General features: G+C 75.3%; 16 protein-coding genes. 9 read left to right on the top strand and 7 right to left on the bottom strand.

The features are described from left to right. Positions 1–16: 16 nt before the first annotated feature. Positions 17–1,819 carry a DEAD/DEAH box helicase gene (locus H6H00_RS03325; protein ID WP_185719903.1) on the bottom strand — a complete coding sequence of 601 codons (1,803 nt, stop codon included), beginning with the start codon at positions 1,817–1,819 and terminating at the stop codon, positions 17–19. Between the two features lie 252 nt (positions 1,820–2,071). Between H6H00_RS03325 and H6H00_RS03320 the strand changes: the two genes are divergently transcribed. Then, positions 2,072–2,734 (top strand): ferritin-like fold-containing protein, encoded by a 663-nt coding sequence (locus tag H6H00_RS03320; RefSeq protein ID WP_185719902.1) that lies wholly within the window; start codon positions 2,072–2,074, stop codon positions 2,732–2,734. A 95-nt stretch (positions 2,735–2,829) separates the two neighbouring features. Further along, a complete protein-coding gene (locus tag H6H00_RS03315) occupies positions 2,830–3,057 on the top strand; it encodes a DUF3107 domain-containing protein (RefSeq protein WP_185719901.1) in 228 nt (75 codons plus the stop codon). A gap of 94 nt (positions 3,058–3,151) precedes the next feature. Here H6H00_RS03315 and H6H00_RS03310 read toward each other — a convergent pair whose 3' ends face one another. Continuing rightward, complete coding sequence (locus H6H00_RS03310; protein ID WP_185719900.1) at positions 3,152–3,481, bottom strand: DUF4873 domain-containing protein; 330 nt, start codon at positions 3,479–3,481, stop codon at positions 3,152–3,154. Then, a complete protein-coding gene (locus H6H00_RS03305; RefSeq protein ID WP_255425552.1) occupies positions 3,478–4,155 on the bottom strand; it encodes a TetR/AcrR family transcriptional regulator in 678 nt (225 codons plus the stop codon). Before H6H00_RS03305 ends, H6H00_RS03310 begins: the two co-directional genes overlap by 4 nt. A 52-nt stretch (positions 4,156–4,207) precedes the next feature. On the opposite strand from H6H00_RS03305, the gene H6H00_RS03300 reads away from it, so the two are divergent. Both H6H00_RS03300 and H6H00_RS03295 read left to right on the top strand, forming a co-directional pair. After that, a complete protein-coding gene (locus H6H00_RS03300) occupies positions 4,208–5,110 on the top strand; it encodes an AurF N-oxygenase family protein (RefSeq protein WP_185719899.1) in 903 nt (300 codons plus the stop codon). Continuing rightward, positions 5,110–5,988: an alpha/beta fold hydrolase gene (locus H6H00_RS03295; RefSeq protein WP_185719898.1), complete on the top strand. Its 879-nt coding sequence runs from the start codon at positions 5,110–5,112 to the stop codon at positions 5,986–5,988. The genes H6H00_RS03300 and H6H00_RS03295 overlap by 1 nt, the downstream gene beginning before the upstream one ends. Before the next feature lie 61 nt (positions 5,989–6,049). Here H6H00_RS03295 and H6H00_RS03290 read toward each other — a convergent pair whose 3' ends face one another. The 3 genes from H6H00_RS03290 to H6H00_RS03280 form a co-directional block, all read right to left on the bottom strand. Continuing rightward, positions 6,050–6,673 carry a TetR/AcrR family transcriptional regulator gene (locus H6H00_RS03290; RefSeq protein ID WP_185719897.1) on the bottom strand — a complete coding sequence of 208 codons (624 nt, stop codon included), beginning with the start codon at positions 6,671–6,673 and terminating at the stop codon, positions 6,050–6,052. Positions 6,674–6,746: 73 nt separating this feature from the next. Then, positions 6,747–7,871, bottom strand: a complete 1,125-nt coding sequence (locus H6H00_RS03285; RefSeq protein WP_185719896.1) for a hypothetical protein — start codon at positions 7,869–7,871, stop codon at positions 6,747–6,749. A 1-nt stretch (position 7,872) separates the two neighbouring features. Then, entirely contained in the window at positions 7,873–8,769 is an 897-nt protein-coding gene (locus tag H6H00_RS03280; RefSeq protein ID WP_185719895.1) for a DUF8832 domain-containing protein, read from the bottom strand. Between the two features lie 117 nt (positions 8,770–8,886). On the opposite strand from H6H00_RS03280, the gene H6H00_RS03275 reads away from it, so the two are divergent. Further along, entirely contained in the window at positions 8,887–9,783 is an 897-nt protein-coding gene (locus H6H00_RS03275; protein ID WP_185719894.1) for an AurF N-oxygenase family protein, read from the top strand. Between the two features lie 78 nt (positions 9,784–9,861). Beyond that, positions 9,862–11,046, top strand: a complete 1,185-nt coding sequence (locus H6H00_RS03270) for a DUF445 domain-containing protein (RefSeq protein WP_185722126.1) — start codon at positions 9,862–9,864, stop codon at positions 11,044–11,046. Between the two features lie 9 nt (positions 11,047–11,055). Here the strand turns inward: H6H00_RS03270 and H6H00_RS03265 are convergent, their stop codons facing one another. Next, positions 11,056–12,012: an Abi-alpha family protein gene (locus tag H6H00_RS03265; RefSeq protein WP_255425551.1), complete on the bottom strand. Its 957-nt coding sequence runs from the start codon at positions 12,010–12,012 to the stop codon at positions 11,056–11,058. A gap of 122 nt (positions 12,013–12,134) precedes the next feature. On the opposite strand from H6H00_RS03265, the gene H6H00_RS03260 reads away from it, so the two are divergent. The 3 genes from H6H00_RS03260 (at position 12,135) to H6H00_RS03250 (ending at position 17,352) form a co-directional block, all read left to right on the top strand. Next, positions 12,135–13,049, top strand: coding sequence for an alpha/beta fold hydrolase (locus H6H00_RS03260; RefSeq protein WP_185719893.1), 915 nt, complete (start codon positions 12,135–12,137; stop codon positions 13,047–13,049). 41 nt (positions 13,050–13,090) lie between these two features. After that, on the top strand, positions 13,091–14,263 hold the full coding sequence (gene moeZ / locus H6H00_RS03255) for an adenylyltransferase/sulfurtransferase MoeZ (RefSeq protein ID WP_185719892.1): 1,173 nt from the start codon (positions 13,091–13,093) through the stop codon (positions 14,261–14,263). A 272-nt stretch (positions 14,264–14,535) separates the two neighbouring features. Next, on the top strand, positions 14,536–17,352 hold the full coding sequence (locus H6H00_RS03250) for a hypothetical protein (RefSeq protein ID WP_185719891.1): 2,817 nt from the start codon (positions 14,536–14,538) through the stop codon (positions 17,350–17,352). The last annotated feature ends 90 nt before the right edge of the window (positions 17,353–17,442 follow it).

Here is a 17,442-nt window from a genome sequence, read left to right as displayed (position 1 = left end):
CCGGCGCGGGGCGGGATCAGCTGGCGGCGGCGTTCTCGGACGGGGAGTCGTCGGACCGGGAGTCGTCGGACCGCGGCCCGTCCGAGCCGGCGCTGCGGCCCCGGCCGCCCCGGCGGCGACGGCGGCGCGGACGGCCGTCCTCGCCCTCGGCGCGCGGACCGGTGGTCTCGGGCCCGGTGGCGGGTGCGGCGGTGGGCTCGGCGGCCGGGGCGGACCCGGTCGTCGGGGCCTCGGCGGCGGGGGACTGCTCGCCGCCCTCCAGCGTGACGCCCCCGCGGCTGCGGGTGCGCGACCGCGACCGGCGCGGCCTGCGCTCGGGCAGCACGACGTCCTCGGTGCGCTTGGGGCCGCGGTCGCGGTCGCGACGGCGGCCGCCGCCCTGGTCGCCCTCGGTGTCGACGTACTCGGCCTCCAGCCCGGCCCGGGTGCGCTGCGAGTGCGGCAGGCGGCCCTTCGCGGTGGTGGGGATCGAGAGGTCGGTGAACAGGTGCGGCGAGGTGGAGTACGTCTCCGGCGCCTCGGGCTTGTCGAGGCCCAGGTCGTCGCTGATCGTCTTCCACTTGTGCAGCTCGTCCCAGTCCACCAGCGTGACCGCGACACCCGTCTTGCCGGCGCGGCCGGTGCGGCCGATCCGGTGGACGTAGGTCTTGGAGTCCTCGGGGCACTGGTAGTTGATGACGTGCGTGACGTCGGAGACGTCGATGCCGCGGGCGGCGACGTCGGTGGCGACCAGCACGTCGACCTTGCCGGAGCGGAACGCGCGCAGCGCCTGCTCGCGGGCGCCCTGGCCCAGGTCGCCGTGCACCGCCGCGGCGGCGAACCCGCGGTCGGCGAGGTCGTCGGCCACGCGCTGCACCGTGCGCTTCGTGCGGGCGAAGATCATCGTGAGCCCGCGGCCCTCGGCCTGCAGCACGCGGGTGAGCAGCTCGACCTTGTCCATCGCGTGCGCGCGGTAGACCAGCTGCGTGGTGTTCTCGTGCGTGGAGCCCTGGTCGGCCTCCTCCGCGCGGATGTGCGTGGGCCGGTTCAGGAACGCGCGGCTCAGCGCGATGATCGGGCCGGGCATCGTGGCCGAGAACAGCATCGTGTGGCGCTCCTCGGGGAGCATCCGCAGGATGCGCTCGACGTCGGGCAGGAAGCCCAGGTCGAGCATCTCGTCGGCCTCGTCGAGGACGAGGGCCTTGACGCGGCCGAGCACGAGGTGGCGCTGCTCGGCGAGGTCGAGCAGGCGGCCCGGGGTGCCGACGACGACGTCGACGCCCTTGCGCAGGGCGGCGAGCTGCGGCTCGTAGGCGCGCCCGCCGTAGATCGCGGTGACGCGGATGCCGAGGTGCTTGCCGGCGTCGGCCAGGTCGGCCGCCACCTGCACGCACAGCTCGCGGGTGGGGACGACGACGAGGGCCTGCGGGACGTCGCGGGTGCGGTCGGCCGCCTCGCCGTCGAGCGTGCCGGCGGGCTGCTCCGACGGCGGGGTGACGCGCTGCAGCAGCGGCACGCCGAAGCCGAGCGTCTTGCCCATGCCGGTACGGGCCTGGCCGATGACGTCCTCGCCGGCCAGCGCCAGCGGCAGCGTCAGCTCCTGGATGGCGAAGGTGTGCACGATGCCGGCCTCGGCCAGCGCCTGCACGATCTCGGGGCGCACGCCGAGCGCGGCGAAGGTGGGGGACTCGGGTCGGACGGGGGCGTCGCCGGTGAGCGGCTTCGCCTGCGCGGCGTCCTCGGGGTCGGGGATGATCGCGGGGGTGGAGTTATCGGTCTCGACGGACAGGGTGATCGCCTCTCTCCGCGCACAGGAGCCCGGGGCCGGCTCGTCGACCACCGGCGCGTGGACCGTCCGTGGGAGAGCCGACGAGGCGCTGCACGCACCAGGTCGTTGCGGCCTGACCGTCGTCGGATGCGGGCCGCGGGTAGGCGCGCACCCCGTACGGGTGCTGCGCTGGGTCGCATCCTACCCCGTGGGTCGCCGGACGCGGCAGTCCGGCGTGCCGGTGCCACCGTGACGTGTGCCGCCCCGACCGGCCCGGCCGCCCTCTAGGCTTTCCCGCATGCGCAGACCAGGCCTCCTCCCGTGGTGACGGCGGTCGACGGCGGCACCGCCGCCGGTCGGGCCACGATCGACCTGCTGGGGGTGCTCGCGTACGGCGAGCTGTCCGCGTTCGACCGGCTCGCCGAGGACGCCCGGCACGCGCCGACGCTGAGCGGGCGCGCCGCGCTGTCGTCGATGGCGGCCGCGGAGATCGGGCACTTCCGGCTGCTCGAGGAGCACCTGCAGGGCATCGGGGTGCCGATCGAGGAGGCGATGGCGCCCTTCGTCGCCATGTGGAACGGCTACCACGCCTCCACCGCGCCGCGCAGCTGGCTGGAGTCGCTGGTCAAGGCCTACCTGGGCGACGGGCTCGCGGCCGACTTCTACCGCGAGGTCGCGGCCTGGGTGTCCGGCCCGACGGGGGAGCTGGTGCGCCACGTGCTCGCCGACACCGGGCACAGCGCGTTCGCCGAGCGCGAGGTCAGGGCGGCCTGCGCGGCCGACCGGCAGGTGCACGACCGGCTCGCGCTGTGGGGTCGCCGCCTGCTCGGCGAGGCCGTCACGCAGGCCCAGCACATCGTGGCCGAGCGCGACGAGCTGGCCGAGTTCATCGTCACCGGCTCCGGCGACCTGGCCGGCATCGGCGCCCTGCTGCGGCGGCTGCAGTCCAACCACGGCAAGCGGATGACCAAGCTCGGGCTGTCGTAGTTCGCTCACGGCACACCGCCCGTCCATGCCCGGGCCTGCCCGCTCGACTAGCCTGGCGGGCGCACGTACACACATGACGACCAGGAGGTCCCCCGGTGGAGGTCAAGATCGGCATCGCGGAGAGCCAGCGCGAGCTCGTGGTGTCCAGCGACCAGACCGCGGACGAGGTCTCGAAGCTGGTCGACGAGGCGCTCGCCGGCGGCGACGGCCTGCTGCGGCTGGTCGACGAGAAGGGCCGCAAGTACGTCATCCGCTCGGCCCAGATCGCCTACGTGGAGATCGCGCCCGAGGAGGGCCGCCGGGTCGGCTTCGCCATCGGCTGAGCCCGCCCGACGCACGGCCCGCCCGAGGCGCGACCCGCCCGACGCACGACACGGTCCCGACCGGCCCGCCCGGTCGGGACCGTGCCGCGTCGGGTCAGTCGTCGTCGAGCGGGGGTTCCTCGACGGCGTACGGGAGCCGGCCGACGCCGGTGACCCGGAAGCGCCCCCACGGGTCGCGGTCGCCGATGCGGGCGTCGCAGCGGCCGCCCTCGGTGCTCAGCTCGAGGCGGCTCGACGCGGCCGTGAGCGCACCGAGCAGCGCGGGCTCGGCGTCGCGCTCCAGCGACAGCCGCCCGAACCAGTGCAAACGCCCGTCGTGCGGCTCGTGCCGGGCGTCGAGGACGACGCTGACCGGCACGTCGCGCCCGTCGACGGTGAGCGTCGCGGGCCCCCGGTAACCGTCCTCGTGCTCCTCGTCGGTCATGTCGGCTCTCCCGTTCCGGTCGGCGGCAGCAGGCGCAGCGGGGCGTGCGGGCCGGCGGCGTCCTGGTCGCCGAGCACGCCCGCGACGCCGCCCCAGATCAGCGTGGTCAGGTAGTCGGTGACGGCCTCGCGGCTCATCGTCTGGCGCTCCAGCCACCAGTCGCCGGCGCTCTGCACCATCCCGACGAGCCCGATCGCCCAGGCCTCCGCGCCGCCCGGGTCGAGGTCGGCCTCGCGCAGCCGCACCCCGATCAGCGACGACAGCAGGCTCGCGATGGTCTGCCGGACGTCGTCGACGACCTCGGCCCCCGGCGTGTGCTCGCCCGGGTTGTGCACGACGAAGCGCCACAGCTGCGGCTCGTCCTCGACGCCGGACAGGAAGCCGTCGATGACGCCGCGGATGTGCTCCTTGGGCTCGCGGTTCTTCATCAGCTCCGGGGCGATGCGCGCCATGAGCAGCGCGGCGGCCTCGTGGCCGACGGCGCGGTGCAGGTCGGCGCGGTCGTCGAAGTGCCGGTAGAGCACGGGTTTCGTGATGCCGGCCTCGGCGGCGATGTCGGCGACGGAGACGCCCGGTCCGTGCCGGCGGACGGCGTCCATCGCGGCCTGCACCATCTCCGCGCGGCGCTGGGCGCGGCGGACCTGGCGGTCGGTCGGCTTGACAGGAGGCTCCACTGGAGGCACGGTACCAGAGGTAACAGTTACCGCCGGTAACACAGGAGGAACGATGACCGCTGGATCCGCGACCAGGGTGGGCGACCGCGAGGCGACCGCGGCCCGGCTGCTGAAGTCGTCGCTCGACCACTCCTACGAGCCGAGCATCGACATCGACTGGAGCGCCCCGCTCGTCGACGGGCTCTGGGGCGTGCCGGAGCACCGCGTGTCGCTCTACGGCACCGACCTGTGGGACACGCTGTCCGACGAGCAGAAGCGCACCCTGTCGATCCACGAGCTGTGCAGCGTCGCGCGCATCGGGCTGTGGTTCGAGATGATCCTCATGCAGATGCTGCTGCGGTACTCCTACGACCGCGACCCGCGCAGCCGGCACATCCAGTACGCGCTGGTCGAGATCGCCGACGAGTGCCGGCACTCGATCATGTTCGCGAAGATGAACGCCCAGTGCGGGGTGCCGGACTACCGCCCCCGCCGCGTCACCCACGAGCTCGGGCGCTTCTTCAAGGCCGTCGCGACCGGGCCGGCGATGTTCGCGGGCACCCTGTTCGTCGAGGAGATCCTCGACCAGCTGCAGCGCGAGGCGATGCGCGACGAGACGGTGCAGCCGCTCACCCGCATGGTCAACAAGATCCACGTGACCGAGGAGGCGCGGCACGTCCGGTACGCCCGCGAGGAGCTCGTCCGCCTCATGCCGAAGGTCAACGCGGCCGAGCGGGCGCTGGCGAACTACCTCACCGCACGGATCGCCCACGTCGTCGCGACGAACCTGATCCACCGCGACGTCTACGCCTCCGTGGGGATCGACCCGGCCGTGGGCTACCGGACCGCCCAGGCCAACCCGCACCATCAGGAGATGATGCGGTGGTCGGCGCGCAAGCTGGTGCCGTTCCTGCGCGAGCAGCGGCTCATCGGCGGGCCGACGGAGTACCTCTGGCGGAAGGCGCACCTGATCTGATGTTCACCGCTGACGGGGTCCCGCTGCACGTCGAGGTGGAGGGGGCCGAGAAGGCGCCGGTCACGCTCGTGCTCGCCCACGGCTGGACGCTGGACTGCTCGACCTGGGCCCCGGTCGCGGCCGCGCTGGCCGGGCCGGGCGTGCGGGTCGTGCGCTACGACCACCGCGGGCACGGGCGCTCCGGCGTCGCCGACCCGGCGTCGCTGACGCTCGACCAGCTCGCCGACGACCTCGCGCTGGTCATCGCGGAGACCGCCCCCACCGGCCCGCTCGTGCTCGCCGGGCACTCGATGGGCGGGATGACGCTCATGGCGCTGGCCGACCGGCATCCCGGCGTCGTGGCCCGCGCGGCCGGGATCGCGCTCGTCGCGACGGCGTCGGGCGGGCTGGCGGACACCTCGTTCGGCCTGCCGCGGCGGACCGTGCCCGTCGTGCGGCGGGTGGAGGAGCGCCTCTACGGCACCAAGCGCTGGTCGCGGGGCTCCCGGCTGGGGAGCCCCCGGGCGCTGGCGCCGGCGATGCGCTGGCTGCTGCTCGGGCCGGGGGCCGACCGCGAGGCCGTGCGGCTCACGGTCCGGGCCGTCGCCGCCTGTCGCCCGCTGACGGTCTCGGGGTTCCGGCCCACGCTCGCCGCGCACGAGCGCGACGCGGCGCTGGCGGCGTTCGCGGAGATCCCGACGGTCGTGCTGGCCGGGTCGCGCGACAAGCTCACGCCGGTCGCCGCGTCCCGGCGCATCCACGCCGCACTGCCCTCGGCGGCCCTGACGATCTTCCCCGACGCGGGGCACATGCTGCCGGTGGAGCGGGTGGCCGGGGTGGCGGGACGGCTGGGCGCGCTCGTGCGCGGGGCCGTCGCCGCGCAGCGCCGGGCCTCCTGAGACGCGCGCGGTGCCGCCCCGGGGCTCCTCGGGCGGCACCGCGTCGCCCCGGATGCGCGCGTCAGGGGCTGATCCGCGGGAAGCCGGCCAGCCCGCGCCAGGCCAGGCCCGTGGCCAGCTCGACGGCCTCGTCGCGCGGGACGGTCTTGCCCGAGTCGAGCCAGTACTGCGCCGTGACCTGGCTCAGCCCCACCAGCCCGACGGCGAGCAGGCGGGCGCGCGGCTCGTCGAGACCGGCGTCGGTCGTGACGGCCTCGGCGATCAGGTCGATGCAGCGGCTCGACGCGCCCTCGACGACGGCGGCCGCCTCGGGCTCGCCGCGCAGGTCGGACTCGAAGATCAGCCGGAACGAGCTGCCCTCGTCGGCGACGAAGTCGAAGTACGCCGACACCGACGCGCGGGCGCGGTCGTGGTTGTCGCCGGGGTGGCTCAGCGCCGCGCGGACGCGGTCGACCAGCTCGTCGGCGTAGGTGGTCAGCAGCGCCCGGTAGAGCTCCATCTTGCCCGGGAAGTGCTGGTAGAGCACCGGCTTGCTGACGCCTGCCTTCTCGGCGATGTCGTCCATCGCCGCGGAGTGGTAGCCCTGCGCGGCGAACACGTCGCGCGCGGCGACGAGCAGCTGGGCGCGGCGGGCGCTGCGGGAGAGGCGCGCCCCGCGGTTGGGGGGCGCGGTGGCCTCGGTCATCGGCCCGTGGAGTGGGTCATCGGCGGCGGCCTTCCGATCGCGTGCGTGCCCCGATCAGGGGCGGTAGCACACCCTACCCGCTGGTAGCCCCGATCGGGTGCACGCTGTCGCCCCCGTCGGGCAGCGGTAGCGACCGCAGCGCGACGACCAGCAGCACGACGCAGGCCGGGACGGCCCCCGCGGTGGCCGGGGCCAGCGCGCCCGCGGCGGCGGCCGCGGCGCCGAGCGCGGCGGCCGCGAGTGCGGCGACCTGCGCGGTCCGCCGCCTGCGGGTCCCCGGGCGCGGCGCGGTCGCCATCTCCAGCCAGCCGCGCGCCACGCCGTCCCAGGCGACGCACCACACCTCGACCCCGCGCGCGGCGGCCCGCGCGGCGGCCTCGGTGGGGGGGACGCCGTGCGCGGCCAGCCACCCGGGCGGGCCGGCCAGCGCCGCGTGCGCGACCACCCGGTCCGGGCCGTCCAGCTCCGACACCACGCCGCGCAGGCCGGTGGCGGGGTCGCCGTCGGGGTCGGACACGCCCGGCAGCGTGGCGTGCCGGGCCCTGGCCGCGACGGCGACGGCGCGTCCCACCGGCGCCGTCCCGCCCTCGGCGGCGTGCAGGGCGCCCGCGGTGCGCAGCACGTCGGGCCCGTGCGCCGCGGCCACGACGACCCGCGGCGGGCCCGCGGCGAGCCGGGGGAGCAGCAGCAGGGCGCACGGGCACCCGGCCACCAGCACCGCGGCGGCGGCCCCCACCGCGCCGACGCCGTCGCCGGCGCCCAGCCGGAAGCCCAGCGCGGCGACGGCGAGGGCGGGGACCAGGAGGCCGAGCGGGCGCACGCCACGGGTCTCGTCGGGCCGGTCGCGGTCGGGCCCGTCGCCGCCGGGCCGGTCGCGCAGGAGCAGCGCCACCGCCAGGCCGGCCGCCGCGTCGAGCGCCAGCACCGGCGACCCGGCGGCCTGGACCATGCCGGGCACCCCCGCGCCCCCCGCCAGCAGCGCCAGCACCGACCAGCCGAGTGCGGCGAGCGCGCCCGCCGCCGTCAGCAGGCCGGTGGTGTCGCGGCCGGACCGCACCGACCGCAGCCCGGCCAGTACGACCGGCACCGTCAGCGCGAGGGCCACCCACTGCCAGTTCCGGAACTGCCACGGCGGCACCGCCGACAGCACGACGACGGCCGCCGCGGCGGCCGTGCACGCAGCGGTGCCGGGGCGCACGTCAGCCGACGTCGACGGTGAACTCGGCGGTCCGCACGACGCCGCCGTGCCGGAAGTCGAAGAACAGCCGGTACCCGCCGACCGAGGGCACCTCCGCCACGAACGCGACGCCGGGCCCCGAGCGGTCGGTCGGGGCGGGCGTCGGGGCGTCGGGGTGGACGTGCAGGTGGGCGAGGTCGCTGCGGCGCAGGGCGACCAGGTGGCCGAACGCGCCGAGGTAGGGCTCCAGGTCGGTGACCGGGGCGCCGTCGAGGCTGACCGTCGCGAACACCGGCGAGGACGTGCCGGGGACCAGGTCGCCGTCGAGCCGGACCTGGTAGCCGTCGACCTGCGCCACCCGCGACGGCCCGAACGGGATCGGGGTGAAGTCGCCCGGCGCGAACAGGTCGGTCCCGAGCACGAGCTCGGGTCCGCCGGTCGGGACGAGGTCGGCGTAGACGCGGTAGACCCCGCCCGCGGGCAGCGTCAGCGGGACCCGCCACACGCCGTCGGGGCCGAGCGTCGGGTGCAGGTGCTGGAACCCGGCGGCGTCGCGGCGCACGACGATCAGGTGCAGCGGCCGCTCGTGCTCGACGTCGTACGCCGTGACCGGGGCCCCGTCCGGCCCGGTCACGGTGAACGCGTACTCGCCGGGCGTCCCCGGCACCAGCGTGTCGACGGCCGGGACGAGCGTGTAGCCCGCCGAGGTGGCCGCGAGCCCGTCGGTGCGCGCGTCCGCGGCGCCGGACCCGTCCGGTCCGGGCCGATCCGGCGCGTGCCCGTGCGCGTCGGAGGTGTGCGCGGCCACGGCGGGGACCCCGGCGGGCGGCTCCCCGACCGCCGACCCCACCCCGAACGCGACCCCGAAGACGAGCGCCAGGGCCGTGGCGTAGCCGGCGAGGCGGACCGCGGTGCTCATGCCCGGTACAACGCGCGACCGGACCGGCGGTGGCGGGCGGGTATTGACAAGTGAGGCCCCCATCACGTTACCTGTGGTAACAGTAACCGCCGGTAACACCCAACGAAGGGTCCGGGCATGAAGGTCACCGACCGCGAGTCCGTCGCCGAGCGCCTCCTGCGCTCCTCGCTCGAGCACTCCTACGAGCCGGCGATCGACGTCGACTGGGACGCCGAGCTCGTCGCGGGCCTCTACGGCATCAGCCCCGAGCGCTGCTCGCTCTACGGCACCGACCTGTGGGACGGGCTGACCGAGGACGAGAAGGTGACGCTGTCGATCCACGAGATCTGCAGCATCGCGCAGGTGGGGCTGTGGTTCGAGATGATCCTCATGCAGATGCTGCTGAGGTACTCCTACGACCGCGACCCGCGCACCGGGCACGTCCAGTACGCCCTCACCGAGATCGCCGACGAGTGCCGCCACTCGATCATGTTCGCCAAGCTCGCCGCGCGCTTCGACGTGCCCGACTACCGCCCCGGCCCGCTCGTGCACGCGCTCGGCGGGCTGTTCGGGGCCACCGCGGGCGGCGCGGCGATGTTCGCCAGCGTGCTCGTCGCCGAGGAGACGCTCGACCAGCTGCAGCGCGAGTCGATGCGCGACGAGCGGGTGCAGCCGCTGAGCCGCATGGTCAACCGGATCCACGTGACGGAGGAGGCGCGGCACGTCCGCTGGGCGCGCGAGGAGCTGGCCCGGCTGATGCCCCGGCTCACCGCCCACCAGCGACGCGTGGCCAGGACGCTGACGCCGGTCGTGTCGTTCGTCGTCGTCCGCAGCCTGATCCACCCGCAGGTGTACGCGAGCGTCGGGCTCGACCCGGCCACCGCCCGCCGGGCGGCGCTGGCCAACCCGCACCACCGCGCGTCGATCGCCTGGTCGGCGCGCAAGCTGATGCCGTTCCTGCGGGAGGTCGGCATCGTGGGCGGGCCGCTCACCCGGTTGTGGCGGTATGCCAATCTGATCGACCGGACGGACTAGTCGGGCGCTGCGGCGACAGGGGTGGGCGTGGACGAGATCATCGCCGACGTCGGGCGCAACTGGTACATCTACCTGTCGATGCCGCTGGTCGCGGCCGTCATCGGGTACTTCACCAAGATCGTCGCGATCGAGATGATGTTCCGCCCCCTGGAGTTCCGGGGCATCCCGCCGTACCTGGGCTGGCAGGGCATCGTGCCGCGGCGCGCGGCCCGGATGGCGAGCATCGTCTGCGACACGATGACCGAGAAGCTCATCAGCCCGGAGGAGATCTTCGACCGGCTCGACGCCGAGCGCGTGGCCAAGGAGATCGAGAAGCCGCTCCTGGACAACATCGAGACGATCACGCGGCAGGTCGCGACGCAGTTCCAGCCCGGGCTGTGGGAGTCGATCCCCGAGAGCGTGCGCCGGATCGTCATCGGGCGGGTGCAGAGGCAGGCGCCGGTGATCGTCGAGCACATGATGGCGGCGATCAAGGACGACATCGACGGGGTCTTCGACCTCAAGGACATGATCGTCACGAACCTGGTCAAGGACAAGGCGCTGCTCAACCGCATCTTCAAGGAGGCGGGGCACAAGGAGTTCGCGTTCATCCGGTACTCGGGCATCTACTTCGGCGCGATCATCGGGCTGCTCCAGGCGGTGGCCTGGGCCCTGCTCAAGCTGCCGATCATCATGCCGATCGCGGGCGGGCTGACGGGCTGGTTCACCGACTGGCTCGCCCTGAAGATGATCTTCAATCCGAAACGGCCGACCCGGTACTTCGGCCTGTTCGTCTGGCAGGGGCTGTTCCTCAAGCGGCACAAGGAGGTGGCCGCGGCCTACGGGGAGCTGATCGCGAAGGAGATCATCACCCCGCACAACATCATCGAGGCCGTCCTCACCGGGCCCATGTCGGACAAGCTGTTCGTGATGGTGCAGAAGGAGGTCCAGGTCGTACTGGACTCCCAGGCCGGGCTGGTCAAGCCGCTGCTCGTGTTCTCCGTCGGCAGCACCCGCTACCAGGAGATGAAGCGGATCGTCAGCGCCCAGGTGATGGCGGCGCTGCCGGAGACCATGGCCTACATGGAGGACTACGCCGAGGACGCCATGGACATCCGCAACGTCCTGGTCACCAAGATGCAGGAGCTCTCGCCCGAGGAGTTCGAGGAGATCCTGCGCCCGGCGTTCTCCCAGGACGAGTGGATCCTCATCACGGTCGGCGCGGTGCTCGGGTTCGCCGTCGGCGAGCTGCAGTCCTACGCGGTCGTGCACTTCTCCGTCTGACGGGCCCGCTCAGTCGTCGCGGGGGTGGCGGCCGTTCCCGTTGATCGGGCGGGGGAGGGGGACCTCCAGCGGCGCCGTGCGCGGCACGGCGATGGCGGGCTCCGGCGGGAGGACCTGCTCCCAGGCGTAGCGGGTGGGGCGGTCGACCGCCGGCCCGACCCGGACCTGGGCCGCGCCCGCTGGCTCGGGGGCGGGCTCGACGTCGGCGTGCGGGTGGCAGGCGTCCCACAGGTCGCGGCCCAGCGGCGAGATCCGGACCGTCGCGCGGACGAACCGGGCCCGGCCCTCGGCGCGGGCGGCGTCCTCGGCGTCGCGCACCGTCTGGTCGGTCATGAGGATGTCGTACTGCACGTTCAGGTCCGTGGCGGCCTCACCGAGCTCGACGAGGTCGAAGTGCAGCAGCCGCGACAGGTACCGCGGCACCGACGGCTGCACCGCGACCCCGGCCGCCCGGCCGACGGTGGAGGCGTAGGACAGCACCCGGCGCGACCCGGACACGCCGGTGCGGCAGTCGACGTGGACGACCGGGTAGGTGCTGCCGTCGGCGAGCGCGGACAGGATCCGGGCCTCGTCGGGGACGAGCTGGCGCAGCAGCGCGAGGTAGAGGTACTCCCTGGCCCGCTGCTTGGACTGCTCCAGCGACCGCCCCAGCAGCTCGGCCATCGCCACCCGCAGCGGCTCGGTCTGCTTCGGCGGCGCGACGTTGCGCGTCGGGTTCTCGACGGGCCCGTCGGGGGCGCCGTCGTCGAGGGGGTCGATGGTGTCGAGGCGGCGGCGCAGCTCGGACAGGGCGACCCGTTCGAGCTGGCCGAGCTCGGACTCGACGGCCGCGGCGCCGGGCAGGCGGCGGGCCATCTCGGTGCCCGTGCGGGCGGCCCACCGGGCGAACGTGCCGGCCCGGGTGACGAGCGCCTCCGCCTGGGCGGTGAGCCCGTCGGCCGGGGACGGCGTGTTGTCGTGGGACACCGGGACAGCCTCCGCGGAACGGGTCGGATGCGCCGGAAGCTATCACCGCCGCACGTGTTACCGATGGTAACTCACACCACCAGGACTGGCCGGACGCCCGCCGCCGGGGTGATGCTCGGGGGGTGAGCACACAGGTATCGGCCGAGCGCGGCCTCCGCGAGCCGTGGCCCGGGCGGGAGGTCACCTCCGGCGGCGTCACCCTGCACGTCCGCGAGACGCCCGGCCCCGACGGGATCCCGGCCGTCTACGTCCACGGGCTGTCCGGCTCCGCGACGAACTGGACCGACCTCGCCGGGCAGCTGTCCGGCCGCGCCGCGGGCACGGCGGTCGACCTGCCCGGGTTCGGGCACTCGCGCCCGCTCGCGACGCCGGACTGGTCGCCGGACGGCCACGCCGACGCCCTGATGTGCTTCCTCGCCGGGCGCGGGGAGCGGGTGCACCTGCTCGGCAACTCCCTCGGCGGTGCGCTGTCGATCAGCGTCGCGGCGCGGCGGCCCGAGCTCGTCGCGTCACTGACGCTCGTCTCGCCGGCCATGCCCGACCGCAGGCCCGATCCGCGCCGCATCGCCGACCCGCGCCTCGCGCTGGCCATGGTCCCGGTGCTCGGGCGGCGGGCGAGGGCGCAGATCGCGGGGCTGACCGCGACCGAGCGTGCCCAGCAGACGATCCGGCTGTGCTTCGGCGACCCGGGCGTCGTGCCGCCGCACCGGCTGGCCCAGGCCGTGGCCGAGCTCGAGGCGCGGGCCGGGCTGCCGTGGGCGCGCCAGGCCGTCATGGGGACGGCGGGCCAGATGATCGCGAGCTGGGCGCTCGGCGGGCTGTGGCGCCAGGCCGCGCGGGTGCAGGCGCCGACGCTCGTGGTGTGGGGTGACCGCGACCGGCTCGTCTCGCCCCGGCTCGCGGCCCGCACGGCCGCCACGATCCCGGGCGCGCGGCTGCTGATGCTGCCCGGCGTGGGCCACGTCGCGCAGATGGAGGCGCCGGACGCCGTGGCCCGGGCGGTCGGCGAACTCTGGGAAGATCCCGCTGCGGTCTGACGTTGCCGCACACAGACGACGACAACCGAGGAGCATGTCCCATGGCGCTACCGCCGCTCGTGGAGCCGGCCGCCGAGCTGACGAAGGACGAGGTGGCGCGCTACAGCCGCCACCTGATCATCCCCGACGTGGGGATGACCGGGCAGAAGCGGCTGAAGAACGCCAAGGTGCTGGTGGTCGGGGCCGGTGGCCTCGGCAGTCCCGCACTGCTCTACCTGGCCGCCGCGGGCGTCGGCACGCTGGGCATCGCCGAGTTCGACGAGGTCGACGAGTCCAACCTGCACCGCCAGGTCATCCACGGCCAGTCCGACATCGGACGGCCGAAGGGGGAGTCGGCGCGCGACTCGATCGCCGAGATCAACCCGTTCGTCGAGGTCCGGCTGCACCCCGTGCGGCTCGACTCGTCCAACGTGCTCGACATCTTCCGCGACTACGACCTCATCCTCGACGGCACCGACAACTTCGCCACCCGTTACCTGGTGAACGACGCCGCGGTGCTGCTGGGCAAGCCCTACGTGTGGGGCTCGATCTTCCGGTTCGAGGGCCAGGCGTCGGTGTTCTGGGAGGACGCGCCCAACGGCAAGGGCCTCAACTACCGCGACCTCTATCCCGAGCCCCCGCCCCCCGGCATGGTGCCGTCGTGCGCCGAGGGCGGCGTGCTGGGCGTGCTGTGCGCGTCGATCGGCTCGATCATGGTCAACGAGGCCATCAAGCTGATCACCGGCATCGGTGAGCCGCTGCTGGGCAGGCTGATGGTCTACGACGCGCTCGAGATGAGCTACCGCACGATCAACATCCGCAAGGACCCGGAGACGAAGCCGATCACCGAGCTGATCGACTACGACGCGTTCTGCGGCGTGGTGTCCGACGACGCGCAGAGCGCGGCCGCCGGCCACACGATCACCGCGACCGAGCTCAAGGAGATGTTCGACGCGGGCAAGGACTTCGCCCTCATCGACGTCCGCGAGCCGCACGAGTACGAGATCGTCAAGATCCCCGGCTCGGTGCTCATCCCGAAGGACCGCATCCTGTCCGGCGAGGCGCTCTCGGAGATCCCGCAGGACAAGCCGGTGGTGCTGCACTGCAAGTCCGGTGCCCGCTCCGCCGACGCGCTCGCGGCCCTGCACAAGGCCGGCTTCCGCGACGCCGTGCACGTCGGCGGCGGCGTGCTGGCGTGGGCCAACCAGGTCGACACGAGCCTGCCCACCTACTGACGCCTCCGCACCGAACGGCGCGTCGTCCACCCCGGTGGGCGGCGCGCCGTTCGTCGTCGCGGTGACGGCGGGGAGCGCCCGTTCCGCGCCGTCACACCGTCGGCCGTCGCCCGGCGTCCCGCGCGGGGACGGAGCGTGAGGATCGGCCCCCGCATGTACTCAGCGTCACTCTGACCAGGGACTACTTCCCACTTGGAGCAGTGACAACTTCGGCTCGCCGGGGTACTTTCGCCACTCGGAAGATCAAGTTCCGGGTGAGGGGGCGCGAGCCGATGACCGAGACGACGCGCCGGTGCGCCCTCCCCGGCTGCGCGGTGGCGATCGAGGACGTCCCCGGCCGCCCCCCGCGCCGCTACTGCACCGCGGCCCACCGCTCGGCCGCGCGGCAGGCCCGCCGGGCCGCGATGCAGTCCGGGGGCGACGCCCGGCTGGCCGCCACGCTGCCCTGGCTCGCCGAGCCGGCCGAGCAGCCCCCCACCCCCGACGCCGCCCCGGCGGCGGAGGCCGTGACGGTGGCGCCGCAGGTGCCGGTGAACCGGGCCGCGCGCCGCCGCGCGGCCGCGCTCGCCCGCCGCTCGGACACCCCGCCGGGGCGCCGCACCCGCGGCCTGCACACCTCCGTCCCGCACCGGCGGCGCGCGCTCGCGGTGCTCGGCGCCGCCGGGATCCTGGCCGGGGGCTACGCCGTCACCGCGTCGCAGCCGCCGGCGCCGACGGCCACGGAGGCCGCGGCGTCGGAGGAGGACTGGGCGCGGGGCGCGCGCGTCACGCTCGCCTCGGTCAACCGGCAGCTCGACACGATCGCGCAGGTCGAGGCCGAGTGGCTGCGGCTGCCCGAGGAGCAGCGGGCGGCGAGCCCGACCGGCCCGGTGGAGGCGCTGGAGCAGCGCCGCGAGCTGCTGGAGAACCGCCGCGCCACGCTGCTGTCGCAGCTCGACTCGTTCGAGGAGCTCGACACCGCCCGCGCCGAGCTGGCCGAGGCCGAGCGCGCCCTGTCGGGCCTGGAGAGCACGCTCGCCGCGGCCCCTCCGCCCGCGCAGCGCTCGCCCGAGCAGGCCGCGGCGCTCTCGGCCCTCGACGAGCAGCGCGACCTGCGGATCCGCCAGCGCGACGCCCGCCGCGACGAGCTGGCGGCGCTGGAGGGCGGCGTCGAGAACGCGGTGGCCCGGCCGCTGCCCGACGACGTCGCCGAGACCGAGCAGGTCGGCGAACAGGTCCGCCAGGTCATCCGCGGGGAGGACGTGCCCGCGCCCGCGCCCGCGCCGGCCTCCCCGCTCCCGACCCGGCCCGACGTCGTCGGCGGTCGCGACGAGCCGGACGGCGCGCCGCGCCAGGACGTCGACACCAGCGGCCCGCCCGATCCCCGCGGCCCCGGCGACGAGGGCGTCGACGTGCCGCCGTCCCCGCCCGCCCCGGCCCCGCTCGCCCCGTCCTCGCCCGCGCCGTCCCCACCGGCCCCGGAGGGCCCGGTCGACCAGCTCGCCCAGGGCGTCGACGGCGCCGTGGCGGGCACCGCCGACGCCGTCGGCGGGGTGCTCGACGGGGGTGCGCGCGACCGCGACCGGGAGCGCTCGGCCGACCGGCCCGGCGACCCCGCCCCGGCACCCGCCGAGAGCGCGCCCGCCGCGCCCGCCCCCGCCGCGGAGGCGCCGTCCGGGCCGGTGGAGACCGTCGTCGACACCGTCGAGGACGTCGCCGACGGGCCCGCGCCGCGCGACGGCGACGCGGGCCGCTCGGAGCAGGGACCGGTCGGGGAGGTCGTCGACACCGTCGGCGGGGCCGTCGGCGACGTCGTGGACGGGCCCGACCAGCCCGCCGACGAGGCCCGTGACCGCGAGCGCGACCGAGGCGGCCGCGAGGACGCCGACGCGAAGCGCACCGCCGAGCAGGACGCGGGCCCGTCCGCGACGGCCGGCGAGCCGGCCGCGCCCGTCGCGGACGCGGCGGCCCCGGTCGTCGACGACCGCTACCCCGATCCGCCGGCCGCCCTGCGCGTCGCCCCGGTGGGCCCGCTCCGCGACGCCGACGGGGCGCGGTCCGCCCCGCCGGAGGACGACGGGACCCCGGCCCCGCCGTCCTCGGTCTCCCCGTCCCCGGTCTCCCCGGCCCCGGGCCTCCCGGCCGCGGGTGTGCCGTCCGACGACGCCGAGCTCGCGCTCGAGGTCGTCCGCTCCACGCCGGCCGCGGCCTGGACCGCCCCGCTGGTGGAGGCCGCGCTCGAGCAGGCCGCCCGCCAGGACGCGACCGGGCCCGCCCCCGTCGCCCCGACGAGCACCGGGGAGGCGGCCGCGAGTCCCTGGGGGTACGACGACGAGAGCATCGACGCCCTCAACGAGATGGCCGCGTCGACGTCGCCCGCCTCGTCGGGGTCCGGGGGCGGGGACGCCGCGCAGCCGGCCGAGGTGTACGGGGTGCCCGCCGGGTCCGGCGACGACCGGGCCGAGCTCGCGGCGGCGTACGAGGAGGCGCTGCTCGAGGCGTACGGGATCCCCCCGGCCGGGTCCACCGGCTACGCGGACGGGGGCTCCACCGACGGTTCCGACGGCGGGTCGGGCGGCAGCGGCACCGAGGGCACGGACCCCGCGCGGGACGTCTCCGGGTCCGGCGGGTCGTACACGGTGGACGGGTACTCCGACGACCCCGGCACGTCCGGTGGCCCTGACGCGGCGGTGGACGAGGACGACTCCGAGGACCGGGGCGGGGACGTCCTGGGCACCTCCGGATCGGACGCTGACGCCGTCTCCGCCGACGACGCCGACACCTCCGTCGGCGAGACCGATTCCGACGACACCTACGCCGACACCGATTCCGACGGCACCTACGCCGATGCGGATTCCGACGGCACCTACGCCGACTCCGACGCCGACGCCGACACCGACACCGACTTCGACTCCGACTCCGACACCGACTTCGACTTCGACACCGACGCCGACGCCGACTCCGACAACGACGACTCCGACGCCGACGCCGACGCCGACGCCGACACCGACGCCGACGCCGACGCCGACGACTCCGACGACGACGCCGAGCCCTCCGACGACGGGGACGACCCGGATCCCGAGGAGGATTTCGGCGACCCGGAGGACTGACCGCGGCCGCGCCGGGGCCGACCTGCGGGATCCCCGCGACCCCGCCCCGCGTGGCGCCGTCGATCGCGGACCGTCCGCAGGTAGCGTGCC

It is taken from the genome of Pseudonocardia petroleophila (genome assembly GCF_014235185.1).
Taxonomy (GTDB): Bacteria; Actinomycetota; Actinomycetes; order Mycobacteriales; family Pseudonocardiaceae; genus Pseudonocardia; species Pseudonocardia petroleophila.
Note: the sequence above shows the minus strand (reverse complement) of the source record. Positions and strands in the feature narration are given on the sequence as shown.

Bases quoted from the DNA above. Each gene is read 5' to 3' on its own strand.
- H6H00_RS03295 (WP_185719898.1), top strand. From the start codon at position 5,110: ATGTTCACCGCTGACGGGGTCCCGCTGCACGTCGAGGTGGAGGGGGCC.
- H6H00_RS03280 (WP_185719895.1), bottom strand. From the start codon at position 8,769: ATGAGCACCGCGGTCCGCCTCGCCGGCTACGCCACGGCCCTGGCGCTC.
- H6H00_RS03310 (WP_185719900.1), bottom strand. From the start codon at position 3,481: ATGACCGACGAGGAGCACGAGGACGGTTACCGGGGGCCCGCGACGCTC.
- H6H00_RS03290 (WP_185719897.1), bottom strand. From the start codon at position 6,673: ATGACCGAGGCCACCGCGCCCCCCAACCGCGGGGCGCGCCTCTCCCGC.
- H6H00_RS03300 (WP_185719899.1), top strand. From the start codon at position 4,208: ATGACCGCTGGATCCGCGACCAGGGTGGGCGACCGCGAGGCGACCGCG.
- H6H00_RS03270 (WP_185722126.1), top strand. From the start codon at position 9,862: ATGCCGCTGGTCGCGGCCGTCATCGGGTACTTCACCAAGATCGTCGCG.
- moeZ (WP_185719892.1), top strand. From the start codon at position 13,091: ATGGCGCTACCGCCGCTCGTGGAGCCGGCCGCCGAGCTGACGAAGGAC.
- H6H00_RS03275 (WP_185719894.1), top strand. From the start codon at position 8,887: ATGAAGGTCACCGACCGCGAGTCCGTCGCCGAGCGCCTCCTGCGCTCC.
- H6H00_RS03250 (WP_185719891.1), top strand. From the start codon at position 14,536: ATGACCGAGACGACGCGCCGGTGCGCCCTCCCCGGCTGCGCGGTGGCG.